Raw genomic sequence first — 13,205 nt, forward strand, 5'->3', positions numbered from 1 at the left:
GAATGCCTAGCGAGGTTCATCATCAAACTGCCACCATTATCGTCATTGACGACCACCCACTGCTGCGCCGTGGCGTTCGCCAACTGCTAGACATTGAGGACGACCTGTCATTGATTTTGGACACTGGCTCTCCCCGTGAAGGCGTTGAACAGGCCATTAAACTTGAGCCGGATATGGTGCTGTTAGACTTGAACATGCCGGATATAAACGGGCTGGAAACGCTCAAACACCTGCGTGACGCAGGCTATACGGGGCGCGTAATTATGTACACCGTGTCAGATCAGCAAGACGATGTGGTCGATGCGCTGCGCGGCGGTGCCGACGGCTATCTACTCAAAGACATGGAACCGGAAGATATGGTCCATCAGCTTCGTCAAGCCGCTAAAGGCCGAATGGCGATCAGCGAGGGGCTAACCACCCTACTGGCTGAAGCCCTGCGCAATCAGCGTTCAGCGCCTGCTGCGCCTGGGGTGGAGACACTTACCCAGCGTGAAAAGGAAATCCTACGAGAGCTCGCAGCTGGCATGTCTAACAAATTGGTTGCTCGCAAGCTCGACATTACCGAAGGCACGGTCAAAGTCCACGTTAAGCATTTATTGAAAAAACTGCACCTGCGCTCTCGGGTCGAAGCGGCTGTATGGGCCGTTCAAGAAGGGCTCGATAAGTAGCAAACTCACAACTCTGTGTAGATACTCCTAAAAATCTGCCGACGCAGGCCAACCATGTTTCGCCACCCATCTTAGTATTTAAATTTCATTTTATTCAGTCACTTAATACAAATTACCTTATACCTAATAAGAGGTATGAGGACGTATTAGGCGCATTTTCCCCCTGTTTCTCCCCTCTCAGCCAGCGCGTATCTTTCGCTTAAAGACGCAGTCCCTTTTGTCGAAAGAGGTACACAATGGCCAGAAAAAATGCCGATATTGAACGCTGGGATATTGAAGACCCTGACTTTTGGGAAAAAGAAGGCAAGCGGATTGCTAATCGCAATTTATGGATTTCCATTCCAAGCCTGCTGTTAGGCTTCGCGGTATGGATGATGTGGGGCATGATCACCACCCAGATGCAGAACCTGGGCTTTCCTTTCTCCAATGACCAGCTGTTTACCCTGACCGCAACCGCTGGCTTGGCGGGGGCAACACTCCGGATTCCCGCTTCCTTCATGCTGCGCCTGGCAGGGGGGCGCAATACTATTTTTCTCACTACCGCATTACTGATGATCCCAGCGGCCGGTACTGGCTTTGCGCTAATGAATCCTGACACCCCCTTTTGGGTGTTTCAGTCGTTGGCGCTGCTCTCGGGCATCGGTGGCGGTAATTTTGCTTGTTCGATGAGCAATATTTCCAGTTTTTACCCAAAGCATCAGCAAGGCTACGCCTTGGGCATGAATGCTGGCTTAGGCAACTTTGGCGTTACCACCATGCAGATACTGGTCCCTCTGGTGATGACCGTTAGCCTATTTGGAGCAATCGCCGGTGGGCCAATGGAGCTGCAAAGTACCAGCGGCACGTTGATCGGACGCATTGAAGCAGGCACAAACACCTGGATACAAAATGCAGGGTTTGTCTGGCTACTATTTTTGATTCCATTGGCTTTTGCAGGTTGGTTTGGCATGAACAACCTGCGTCCTATTAGCCCTAATCCCGGCACTCCGCTACAGGCGTTCGGCAAAATTCTGGGGCTTTATGGGGTGGGCGTTCTCTCCACCTTGATAGGGTTGGTTGCACTTAATTGGCTAAATATGTGGCTCGCGCTGCCGCTGACTATCGTCATTACCCTTGCGCTACTTCGATTACTGCCAGGTGAGGAAATCAAACCCAATATCCAAAAGCAATTTGCGATCTTTCGCGACAAGCACACCTGGTCGATGACGCTGCTCTACATTCTGACCTTTGGCTCCTTTATTGGCTTCTCTTCGGCACTACCTCTCTCTATCACTATCATTTTCGGCAGTATGGTTGATACCGCGGCGGATGGCAGTGTTTCTCGCATCGCTAACCCTGACGCACCCAGCGCGCTCACATGGTCATGGATTGGCCCTTTCGTGGGGGCGCTGGTACGCCCCATCGGCGGCTGGATCGCCGATAAATTCGGTGGATCATTGGTCACGCAAATCATTACCGTGGTGATGGTATTCGGCTCTGTTGCGGCAGGTTACGTGATGATGCTGGCCTACAATGCTGCCGATCCAAACCAGTACTTCTGGCTATTTATGCTGCTGTTTATGGTGTTGTTTACGGCGAGCGGCATTGGAAACGGTTCAACCTTTCGCAGTATCGGTTTTATCTTCGATGCCCAGAAAAAAGGCCCTGTGCTGGGCTGGACCGCCGCTGTTGCCGGCTATGGCTCTTTTATCGCGCCGGTGGTGTTAGGCGATCAAATCCGCGCGGGCACCCCTGAACTTGCCATGTACGGGTTTGCTGTCTTTTATCTTGTTTGCTTGGTGATTAACTGGTGGTTCTATCTGCGCAAAAGCGCCTACGTCAAAAACCCATAACGGCGTTCCTCCGCTTCAGCATCACGCTCAAACGGCAACGCTCAACTCTCGGGCTTTTGGCTCGGACGTTCACAATAAGGGGGCAGCATGGCTACCCATCGCTTTAAACAAAATGCGGTGCTAATTGCCAACACCTTTGCGTTCACCATGTGTTTTATGGTCTGGACCATGTTTGGCGAGATCGGCGTGCCGATCGCCGAGGAGTTAGGCCTTAATGGCACTCAGTTTGGCACCTTGACTGCCGTACCCATTCTGACCGGGGCCATCGCTCGCCTCCCGTTTGGCTCGATGACTGATCGCTATGGCGGGCGCCCTGTCTTCTTTGTCGTTTTACTGGTGATAATACCCGCTATTTGGTTGGTACAGTTCGCTACTGCTTATTGGCAACTGCTGATGCTGGGGGCATTTATTGGTCTTTCCGGCGGGGCTTTTTCAGTGGGTATCGCTTATACAGCCAAATGGTTCGAGAAGGACCGTCAAGGGTTGGCGATGGGCATTTTCGGGGCAGGCAATGCCGGTGCGGCGGTTACCAAATATATAGCACCGACGGTCATTGTCATGCTCGGCTGGCAGGCCGTACCCAATATTTACGCGATTATCATGCTAGGTACGGCGGCTTTTTTCTGGTTTTTCACCTTCACTGACCCAAGCCATCGGAATGCTAAAAACATCTCCTTGCGCGATCAGTTGAAAGTCATCAACGACCCCAAGGTGTGGAAGTACTGTCAGTACTACTCGGTTGTGTTTGGTGGCTATGTGGGGGTGTCTTTATGGCTAACGCGTTATTACATGAACGAGTACGGCTTTGGCATTCAATTAGCCGCCTTGATTGCGACTATTTTTGTGCTGCCTTCCGGTGTCATTCGTGCGTTCGGCGGCTGGTTATCTGACCGCTTTGGCGCTCACACTGTGACCTGGACATGTTTATGGGCAAGCTTAATTGCCTTGTTCATTATGTCTTACCCCGAAACATACTACAGCGTACAAGGGGCCGGTGGCGCAGACCGAGTGGAGTTTGGTTTTGGCATCCCCGTATGGCTATTTACTGCCGCGTTGTTTGTGGTGGGCATCTCCTGGGGAATAGGCAAAGCCTCGGTATTTAAATATCTCTCCAATGATTACCATGAAAATCTTGGGCTGGTATCCGGCATTGTGGGCCTAGCTGGCGGTTTGGGCGGTTTTTTGCTACCCATCATGTTTGGTGCACTTGTCGACCTGACCGGCGTTGCTACCACCGTCTGGATGCTGTGTTTCGGCGTCACCTTCGTTTCAATTATCTGGATGTGGTGGACAGAACGGCGCGTCAAAGTACTAACAGAAGACCGACAAACGACCAAAGATTAAACATCCATTTTAGCTGTTAAACCGATTCCCATTTTCCCATCGTCAGGCGCAGCTTATTGGATTCTGGCAGCGCCATAACTCGTTCATCGTTTTCACCTTTATCACCTACGTTTAGCGCAATGCTAACGCAGCGAGCGGCAAGCCTCAGTAAGACTTATGTTTTTCTGAGGCTGAAGCAGCCCAATATAATAAACGCTAATTCAGCCTATTTCGCATCGTCATGCCAATTCCCGATAATCCCGCTACCCTTTTGGTAAGCTTAATTTCTTCATAAAAGAAAACAGACGCTATGCCGCCTGACGGAGGGCGTGCTGATCATTCTCTATTTCTATAATAAGGGGGCCGCGCTTGGAGTTACTTCAGTACGCCTTAGACAATGCGACCCTGCTGCTGTCACGCACGTTTGAGCATATTGCCCTGGTTGGGGTTGCCGTCGGCATTGCGACGTTGACCGGCGTGCCGATCGGCATCGCCATTACCAAAAATGAGCGCGCTGCCCAAGGAGTGCTGTACCTCGCCTCGATTATCGTCACCATCCCCTCCATCGCGCTGTTTGGCATCATGATTCCCGTCCTGTCTCTGATAGGTCACGGGATTGGCTACGTCCCGGCGGTGATTGCCGTATTGCTCTACTCTCAGTTGCCCATCATTCGTAACACCTATACCGCCATCAACAATGTGAACCCCGCGTTGCGGGAAGCCGCTCGAGGCATTGGCATGAGCCCCAATCAACGCCTGCGGCTGGTCGAAATTCCCCTCGCGGTACCGGTCATCATGGCGGGGGTTCGCACAGCGGTCGTTCTCAATATTGGCGTGATGGCAATTGCCGCCTATATCGGCGCCGGGGGACTGGGCACCTTCATCAGTCGTGGCATTTCACAGTCAGACCCACGTCAGTTGATCGTCGGTGCGATCGCCGTGAGCCTGCTGGCAATTATCGTTGACTACTCACTGCTGTACGTACAAAAACGCCTGACGCCCAAAGGGATGAGCCGCGAGGCCACAGCGCCCTAACGCCTTCTTCCCCACGAATCTCTACCAATAAGGGGCACCGATATGATTCGACTTGAAAGCCTGACCAAGGTGTTCGATACGCCTAAAGGCGCGGTGGTGGCCGCTGACCATATCGATATGGAAGTACCTGAAGGAGACATCTGCGTTCTTTTGGGGCCATCGGGCTGCGGCAAGACCACCACACTCAAGATGATCAACCGGATCGTAAAGCCCACCTCTGGCAAGGTGTTTATCAACGGTGATGATACCACCGGCCTCGATACCCAGACGCTGCGCCGCAATATCGGCTACGTCATCCAGCAGATCGGCCTGTTTCCCAATATGACCATTGAGGAAAACATCACCATCGTGCCCAAGCTGCTGGGCTGGGATAAGGCCAAGTACAAGGCCCGCGCACGCGAGATGATGGCAATGATTGCGCTGGAGCCGGATGCGTTTCTAAAGCGCTTTCCCAGCGAGCTATCCGGCGGCCAACAACAGCGTATTGGTGTGGCCCGCGCGCTGGCCGCCGACCCGCCGGTGATGCTGATGGACGAGCCCTTTGGGGCCATCGACCCGATCAACCGGGCCGTCATTCAAGACGAGTTCCTCAAGATGCAGCAGGAACTCAATAAAACCATCATGTTCGTCAGCCACGACATTGATGAAGCCATCAAAATGGGTGACCGCGTGGCGGTTTTCCGTGAAGGCCAGCTGGTTCAGTATTCCACGCCCGATGATTTGCTGGCGGCGCCCAAAAACGCCTTTGTGGAATCATTCCTTGGCGAAGACCGGGCGCTCAAGCGCCTGAACCTGGTCAAAGTGCGCGAGATTGTCACGGACGAGATCGGCACGGTGACGCCCGGCGATACGTTGGAAACTGCGCTGGCCAAAATTGACAACTATGGCTATCAAAATGCCATTTTGATGATCAACGATCGCAAGCAGCCCGCCGGCATTATCAGCCGCTCCATTGCCCGCACCACAAAAGGCTACTGCCGCGATCACTTCCAGGCCGTGCCGGCGGTTGTCGGTCTCGACGACGACCTGCGCAAAGCCGCCTCATTGATGTTTGCCCACGATCAGACCTGGCTCCCCTGCGTGAATGAGGAAGGAACGGTGTGCGGTCAGATTACCCAGCGCGCCATGACCAGCCATTTGGGCGCACGCTATCGCGCGCGTCAGGGGGATGATCGCACGCCATCGGCGGCCATCAAGGAGTAACCATGCCTATTCGATCCATAAAAGGGGCGCTTAAGGTACTGGTGCTAGTGGCTATTTTTTTCGCCGGTGTATGGAGCCAGTCCAGCGGCGTCATCGATGAATTTATCTGGTATCTGCCCGACGTTCAGTACTTGGTGGTTCAGCACATTTGGCTGACGGTGATGTCGGGTAGCCTGGCCATTATCGTCGCCATTCCGCTGGGCATCGTACTCTCCCGGCCGAGCATGGCACGGATGGCCGAATCGCTGATGCAGGTGCTCAATGTGGGCACCACGATCCCCACCCTGGCCGTGCTCGCGCTATCGATGAGCTTTCTGGGCATTGGCACGGTACCGGCTGTTTTTGGCTTGTTTGTCGCGACGCTGCTGCCGATTACCCGCAATACCTATGCGGGTTTGAAGGGCGTTAACCCGGCACTCATGGAAGCTGCCGCCGGTATTGGCATGTCGCCCATGCAGCGGCTTTTCAAAGTTGAACTGCCCAATGCGCTCTACGTGATTTTTGCAGGGATGCGCACCGCGCTAACCATCAATGTCGGCACCGTGCCGCTGGCGTTCTTGATCGGTGCGGGTGGCCTCGGTGAGTTGATATTCACCGGCATTGATCTTTACGACCCGGTCATGATGCTTGCGGGCGCTATTCCCACGGCGCTGCTGGCGATTGTGGTCGATGCGCTCATCGCGTTGACTGCGTTTCTCCTCGTCCCCCGAGGGGTCAACCCGGGCCGCGCTTAAGTATCACCGTGACTTACGTTTCACTAACAAAAGAAGGATTCCAATCATGAAAACATTGACGACAACCCTCACCGGCATTGCCCTAGCGGGCAGCATCAGCGTCGCCAACGCAGACGAGATCAGCGTTGGCGGCAAGAATTTTACCGAGCAGCAAATCCTCTCCAGCATGACAACTCAGTACCTGGATGAACTCGGTTACGACGTCGACAGCCGCTCGGGCATGGGCTCTGCCGTTCTTCGCCAAGCACAAGAGAACGGCCAAATCGATCTCTATTGGGAGTACACCGGCACCTCGCTGATAAATTACAACGACGTCAGCGAAAGCCTAAGCCCGGAAGACACCTACGAGCGGGTGAAGGAGCTCGACGCCGAGAAAGGCCTGACCTGGCTTGAACCGTCGGCTGCCAACAACACCTATGCACTTGCCATGCGCGAAGATGACGCTGATGAGCGCGGTATTGAAACGCTGTCTGACTTAGCCGACGCCGTCAACGATGGAGAGGGACTAACGTTTGCGCTTAATGCCGAATTTTATGCCCGGGAAGACGGTTGGCGCCCACTGCAAGAGGCATACGATTTCCGCGTCAGCCGTGGCGATGTGAGCCGCATGGATACAGGGTTGGTATATCAAGCATTACGTGATGAGGAAGTCGACGTTGGGCTAGTGTTTGCCACCGACGGTCGTATCCCCGCCTTTGACTTTTACGTGCTTGAAGACGACCAAAACTTTTTCCCTGCCTATGCGCTGACCCCGGTAGTGCGCACGGAAACCCTGGAAGCTAACCCTGACCTCGCCGATCAGATGAACGCGCTTTCCGAGCTGTTAGACGATGACACCATGGCCGAACTCAACGCCCGCGTGGATGTCGAGCGCGAGTCGATTGAAGACGTAGCAGAAAGCTTCCTCGAAGAGAATGACCTGCTCTAACGTGGCTAGGCGCTCTGGTAGAGGGCTGGCATAATATGACGTGCCATCACAACGCAGCAAAGCCGCTCCCAGGGAGCGGCTTTTTCAATGGGGGAGCCCATGCATTATCAAACTAGCCTGCGGGTCGGCGCTGCACAGATAAATACCGCGCTTGGCGATGTGGACCATAACCTTGAACGCCATCTGGCGCTGATCGCCGAAGCGCAGCGTGACCAAGTGGAGCTACTGGTATTTCCCGAGCTTTCACTGACCGGCTATCGGTTGGCCAGCCGCGTCATGCAGGTAGCAATGCCGCTGGAAGACCCACGCTTTCAAACACTGGCCGACGCATGCGGCTCCATGCAGTTGGTGGTGGGCTTTGTGGAAGAGGCGAGTCCTGGTGAATATTACAACGCGCTGGCTATCTTTCAGCACGGCCAGCTCATCGCTGTGCATCAAAAGCTTAACCTGCCGACCTACGGTGGGCTTGAGGAAGGCAAGTGGTTTACCCATGGCAGCGAACTCACCCAAACCGATATTCGCCCTGGCTGGTCCGCTACCCAGCTCATTTGCGCTGACTTGTGGAACCCGGCACTTGTGCACGCCGCCCTACTCGCCCGCCCTACCATACTCTGCGCACCGATCAACTCGGCCAGCGGCATCGTCAGCGATGACTTTTCCAACGAGGAAAACTGGGCGTTAAACACGCGCTTTTATGCGATGACCTACGGCACGCCGGTGATTATGGCAAACCGCTTCGGGCCGGAAGGCGACAGCCATTTCTGGGGCGGCTCGCGCATTCTCGGACCGGGCGGCGAGATACTGGCGAAAGCCGACGACAAAGAAGCACTGATTGTTGCCGACTTGTCACGCACCGCGATTGCCAAGGCACGCTTCGAGCTGCCCACCCACCGCGATGCCGACACACCGCTGGTGAGAGAACTAATGGCCGGGTACCGCTAACAGCCGGCTTGGCTATTGACGCTTAGCGTCCAAGCAAGGCGTCGTTAAACGGATAGCGGGAAAGCCGCTCAATGCCGGTCTCGGTGATCAGCACTTCCTCTTCCAGCTTGACGCCATCGGCGGCACCCACCTCGCCAATGTAGCTTTCCACCGAGACCACCATCCCGGGCTCCAGAACACCGTCCTTGGAGAAGCGATCAAAATCCATATGGTGGGCGACCAGCGGGGTCTCACCGTGCATGCCCACCCCGTGAATGATCGACGGGTAACGGCGGTCAATAAAGCGCTCGGGGATTTTCCAGGCCTTCTCAGCGATTTCACGGTAGCTGATACCGGGTTTGAGCAAGCCCATGTTGTGGTGCACCTGGTCGTAAGCCATACGATATATTTCGCGCTGGTAGGCCGTTGGCTTGCCCGGCCCGACATGGAAGGTGCGCGAGAAATCTGAGTAATAGCCATGGCAACCGATGGTATCGGTATCCAGCGCCACCAGCTCGCCAGGGCGAATCTTACGGTCGCTGGCTTCGTTGAACCAGGGATTGGTGCGCGGCCCCGAGGACAGCAAGCGGGTTTCGATAAACTCACCGCCGCCTCGGATCACCTCACCGTACATGATCGCGAACAGCTCGTTCTCGGTAATCCCAGGTTTAATTGCCGCTTCGACTTCCGCCACGGCGGCTTCACTGGCAGCCATCGACTGCGCCAAACAAGCAATTTCCTCGGGTGTTTTGATGCGCCGACAGTGCAACGTGTCCTGCATGCAGTCATAAACATCCAGCCCCTGCGCTTCTAATGCCCGCGCCAGGTTCAGCGCGCAGCGATCCAACCCAACCTTTTTGTTGCCCTTACCGTGCTCTTTGACCAACTCGGCAATTTCCACGCCGAAAGGATCGGACGACATACCGTCGCGCTGGTTAACGGCCGACCACACTACCTTGGAGGTTCGCGCCTCATCGATGGTCTCAAGCCAGGTTGAGACATGGGCGCTACCAGGGTATTCAAACAGAATAATCGGCCCTTCCAGCGGCACGTATACGTACCGCGTGGAGTTGCGCAAAAAGTAGCCGAACATGTTGCGCGACCCGGTCGCATAACGCTGATTGTTCGGGTCAAACAGCACCAGCGCCGCGTACCCTTCCTCCGCCATCATGGCACGCAGGCGCTCCAAACGCCCGGCACGTAGCTGCTTGGGGTCAAACGCGGTGGGGATGCTATCGCCGTTGGCCATCGGCGCTGACGGAACGACTGGAATGTTGTCCGGCTCGTTATCGGTGAGGCTTTCGCTTTCAACAATGCTCATGAATATCTCGCGTTAGGAGTGGGTAGCCGTTGTAAAGACGACATGGCGTTAATCCGCCAGGCTATCGCTGCGCTGCATGCCGTCTTTCAGCAGTTGTTCATGCACTGGCGCCATGCGGCCGAAGATGCGCTGGGCACGCTCGGGCCGACCCACAAAACCGGGCTCTTTGGCGTAGGCGAAAATTACCGTATGGCGCTCTTTATCTCCCTCGACCGGCGTTACGCGGTGGAGTGAATAACGACCAAAGAAAATCTGCAAATCGCCCGGTTGAAGATCCAGCGCTTTCAAGCGTGAGCGATCACCATCGATGACCTTTTCCACCTCGGCGAAGTTTTCACCCTCTGGGTTGCGAATGCCTGGTGCATACTCAAAGCGCCCCCCGGCGTGGGATTGCCGGGTCATCATGGTGACGATGAACTCGTTGGTGTCGTAATGCCATGGGTGCTGACACCCCTCGCGCAGCACGTTCACCACCAGATCCGCCAGCGGGTCGGCATATTGGTGAATCTCGTCGAGACCTACCACCGCGCCGATAAAACGCTGAAATTCTGGGTTCTCATAGACCTGACGGATAATCGTCTCACGGCCGATACGATCACCGGCGACAAAACCATTGGTACGGTCATCGAAACGGTTTTTCGGGTGAGAGGCCGGTAACGACGCGTCCCCATCGCTGTTATAGGGGTTCGTTTCGGTTTGATTGTAGTGGGCGTCCGGCGATAACCGCTCTGTTTCACGTTCCAGCCGGGCTAATGCGGCTTCAGGGACAAAGTTTTTAAGTACCACGCAACCGTCTGCTTCCAACTGACGTTGGCAGCCGGCAATAAATGCCTTACCCGCAGGCGAAGACAATTCATTGATCGGGTATTGTTCAAGATCAATCAGCCCCTCCAAGGCATTCGCGGGTTGTTCAGTGGCGGTTATTGACATGGGGTCACGCTCCTGTCGCGTTGAAAACTCATTTGGACAGGCTAGTGAAGGGGCTTCCATAATAGAAATGAATAGTTAAGATAACACCCATTTAAATGGCTCATTCATCATGGACACAGACCTACTGCGTGCGTTTGTCACCGTCGCAGAATGCCAGGGGTTTAGCGCGGCAGGCAAAGTGCTGCACCGAACCCAATCGGCGATGAGCTTGCAGATCAAGCGGCTAGAAGATCAGATGCACCAAGCGCTTTTCGAGCGCACCAGCCGCAGCGTATTGCTCACGGCGGCGGGCGAGCGTCTGCTGCCCTACGCTCGTCATATGCTCAAGCTGGAAGATGAAGCCAAAGATCTACTAAAGGGCGGGACCCACGGCGAGCTCATCCGCTTGGGCACCTCGGAAGAACAGGCGGCCACCTACTTGCCCGATTTGCTGCCGCGCTTTTCGACCCAGTATCCGCATATTCAGCTTGAAGTGCAGTGTGATATCAGCGACACCCTGGTCAAGCGGTTTCAGGAAGGGTTGTTGGACGTGGTGCTCTCGGTAAGGCATAAGCCTACCCAATCTGGCCACTTACTCGGCTGGGAGCCAATGGTGTGGGTCATGGCCGAACACGCCTCGCTTTCGCAATGGCAAACGCTGCCGTTGGCCCTAAATCCCGAAGGCTGCATTTTCAGGGCGCATGCGTTATCCGCCCTGGGCCGCGATGAGACGCGCTGGGAACTGCGTTACGTCAGCCAATCCCCGACGGGCATCAACATCCCGGTACAAAATGGTTTAGCCATAACGGTTAAAACCCCGCGCAGCGTGCCACCGGGCTGCCGAATCGTGTCCGAAGAAGAAGGACTACCTCACTTGGGTCATGTCGAAATTGAACTCCACCAGCGCCCCGGGCACTCCAGTGAAGCATTTCAGGCGTTATGCAAATCCCTCGAAAATGTAGTCGCGGAGCACGATTCGATTGCCTGCCTTGGTGGCAGAGAAGTGCCTTAGCACGTCGCTGGTTTTTTATTGGCCGGGATATCAACTTGTGTGCAACGGCTGGCTGAAATTGATTGGGTCAGGTATGAAGCCAGCCGCGCAATTCGCTGTGAACAAAGATAAAGCCTCTTCTGGCTCTAACCCAGGCTATTACTGAGGTTGGGATACAGTCAGGTGCTGCATGTATGGGGCTAGGTATGGATTGTCTCGGCGTCTTCCCCGCCCTGGTTAAGTACTCTATGTAGCTTGGCGCGCCCCAAGTAATTGATCATCGGTAATGCCAGCAGGCTCGAAGGGGCAGTGGGTAAGGCGCCGATAGCGAGGAGTAGCATAGCGGGGATGGACCACTGCTTTTGGCCAGGCTTGTAAGCATAAGATATCAATGCGAGTCCAGAGAGGACGAAGGCCACACAGCCCAGCAGATAGGGGTAGAGAAACTCGGCATTATTGTGAGTGGTATATAGCAACCCACCGCCGACAACCAAAACAACATAAAGAAGAACACAGGCGACGCCGATATCCGGACTGACCTCCTGCTGGTGAATTTCCCGCTCCTTCAGAAAGTCAAACAAAGGGGCTTGGAGCGCCCCCGCATGCTTCGTGTGAACGATTCCTTCCTTCGCACTCATCCCAAACAGCTGCTTGTTGCTGGCATTGCGGATTTCGCCAAGACCGGCTTTGCTGGGGTCATCGGTCTTGCGCCCATTCTTTGTTCTGAGTATTAGCTTTACTGCGTCATCATGGCTCACGAGCCGATCATACAACGATTGGATAAACTCAATATCAAAAGACTTTTTAAAACTTAATGGAAACACGCGCTCTCTCCTTAAAAGGGTGCCGAGCACCCAACTGTCGATTGAATAGCTAGGTTTCAGTTATGCGTCTGATTTCAGACTTATCGTCAGATCCGGTTGATTATCGAATAGCATTTTCAGTAAAGAAAAAGCCAAAAGTCCGACAGGCATGTAAAGCATAAAGCCGAGTCCACCGAATGAGAGGGACACGAGAAGTCCTACGATGATGTAGGGCACCATAAAAACAAACATGACTTTCCCGAATCGCTCTTTTTTCTTCATGGCACTCGCGAGAAGATGCTTGTCCTCGGCCCCGATTGACAGCTCGCTTTCGCACTGTGGGCAAGTGGCCGTATCGGCTTTCAAAAGATCGGTAATCCACTGCGACTCCTTGCAAAAACAAGAGCTACATACGGGGCAATCAAAATCAATGTCTTCAATTAAGGCTTTGTCTTGCTTTTCAATAGGTTCTTTTTCACTCACTGCTTTAGTTCTCCTCTGCTGGGTTAGTGATTCAATACCGTCGAGCATGCTGTC

General features: G+C 54.4%; 13 protein-coding genes. 9 read left to right on the forward strand and 4 right to left on the reverse strand.

Features of this window, described 5'->3' with window-relative positions; genetic code table 11:
• Positions 1-2: 2 nt before the first annotated feature.
• The 8 genes from narL to CPH17_RS09995 all read left to right on the forward strand — a co-directional run bounded on the left by narL (position 3) and on the right by CPH17_RS09995 (position 8,665).
• Positions 3-668, forward strand: coding sequence for a two-component system response regulator NarL (narL, locus tag CPH17_RS09960; RefSeq protein WP_074397588.1), 666 nt, complete (start codon positions 3-5; stop codon positions 666-668).
• A gap of 236 nt (positions 669-904) precedes the next feature.
• The gene (locus CPH17_RS09965; RefSeq protein ID WP_074397589.1) at positions 905-2,500 is read left to right on the forward strand and encodes an antiporter; all 1,596 of its coding nucleotides are present in this window, start codon (positions 905-907) and stop codon (positions 2,498-2,500) included.
• 87 nt (positions 2,501-2,587) lie between these two features.
• Positions 2,588-3,844, forward strand: a complete 1,257-nt coding sequence (locus CPH17_RS09970) for an MFS transporter (protein ID WP_074397590.1) — start codon at positions 2,588-2,590, stop codon at positions 3,842-3,844.
• A 348-nt stretch (positions 3,845-4,192) separates the two neighbouring features.
• Complete coding sequence (locus CPH17_RS09975) at positions 4,193-4,858, forward strand: ABC transporter permease (protein WP_074397591.1); 666 nt, start codon at positions 4,193-4,195, stop codon at positions 4,856-4,858.
• A gap of 42 nt (positions 4,859-4,900) precedes the next feature.
• Entirely contained in the window at positions 4,901-6,061 is a 1,161-nt protein-coding gene (locus CPH17_RS09980; protein ID WP_027337737.1) for an ABC transporter ATP-binding protein, read from the forward strand.
• Positions 6,062-6,063: 2 nt separating this feature from the next.
• Positions 6,064-6,795, forward strand: a complete 732-nt coding sequence (locus tag CPH17_RS09985) for an ABC transporter permease (protein WP_035574355.1) — start codon at positions 6,064-6,066, stop codon at positions 6,793-6,795.
• Between the two features lie 46 nt (positions 6,796-6,841).
• Entirely contained in the window at positions 6,842-7,723 is an 882-nt protein-coding gene (locus CPH17_RS09990) for a glycine betaine ABC transporter substrate-binding protein (RefSeq protein WP_074397592.1), read from the forward strand.
• Positions 7,724-7,822: 99 nt separating this feature from the next.
• Positions 7,823-8,665 (forward strand): nitrilase-related carbon-nitrogen hydrolase, encoded by an 843-nt coding sequence (locus CPH17_RS09995; RefSeq protein ID WP_096300935.1) that lies wholly within the window; start codon positions 7,823-7,825, stop codon positions 8,663-8,665.
• Positions 8,666-8,687: 22 nt separating this feature from the next.
• Here CPH17_RS09995 and CPH17_RS10000 read toward each other — a convergent pair whose 3' ends face one another.
• Together CPH17_RS10000 and CPH17_RS10005 are read right to left on the reverse strand one after the other, a co-directional pair.
• Positions 8,688-9,965 (reverse strand): M24 family metallopeptidase, encoded by a 1,278-nt coding sequence (locus tag CPH17_RS10000; protein ID WP_027337733.1) that lies wholly within the window; start codon positions 9,963-9,965, stop codon positions 8,688-8,690.
• 48 nt (positions 9,966-10,013) lie between these two features.
• Positions 10,014-10,895, reverse strand: a complete 882-nt coding sequence (locus CPH17_RS10005; protein ID WP_074397593.1) for a HalD/BesD family halogenase — start codon at positions 10,893-10,895, stop codon at positions 10,014-10,016.
• Positions 10,896-11,004: 109 nt separating this feature from the next.
• Here CPH17_RS10005 and CPH17_RS10010 point away from each other — a divergent pair, with 109 nt between their 5' ends.
• Entirely contained in the window at positions 11,005-11,886 is an 882-nt protein-coding gene (locus CPH17_RS10010; protein WP_074397594.1) for a LysR family transcriptional regulator, read from the forward strand.
• Positions 11,887-12,065: 179 nt separating this feature from the next.
• On the opposite strand, the gene CPH17_RS10015 is transcribed toward CPH17_RS10010, so the two are convergent.
• Positions 12,066-12,689 carry a hypothetical protein gene (locus tag CPH17_RS10015; protein ID WP_096299343.1) on the reverse strand — a complete coding sequence of 208 codons (624 nt, stop codon included), beginning with the start codon at positions 12,687-12,689 and terminating at the stop codon, positions 12,066-12,068.
• A gap of 60 nt (positions 12,690-12,749) precedes the next feature.
• Entirely contained in the window at positions 12,750-13,199 is a 450-nt protein-coding gene (locus CPH17_RS10020) for a hypothetical protein (protein WP_074397596.1), read from the reverse strand.
• Positions 13,200-13,205 lie beyond the last annotated feature (6 nt).

Source organism: Halomonas sp. hl-4, assembly GCF_900215475.1.
Taxonomy (GTDB): Bacteria; Pseudomonadota; Gammaproteobacteria; order Pseudomonadales; family Halomonadaceae; genus Vreelandella.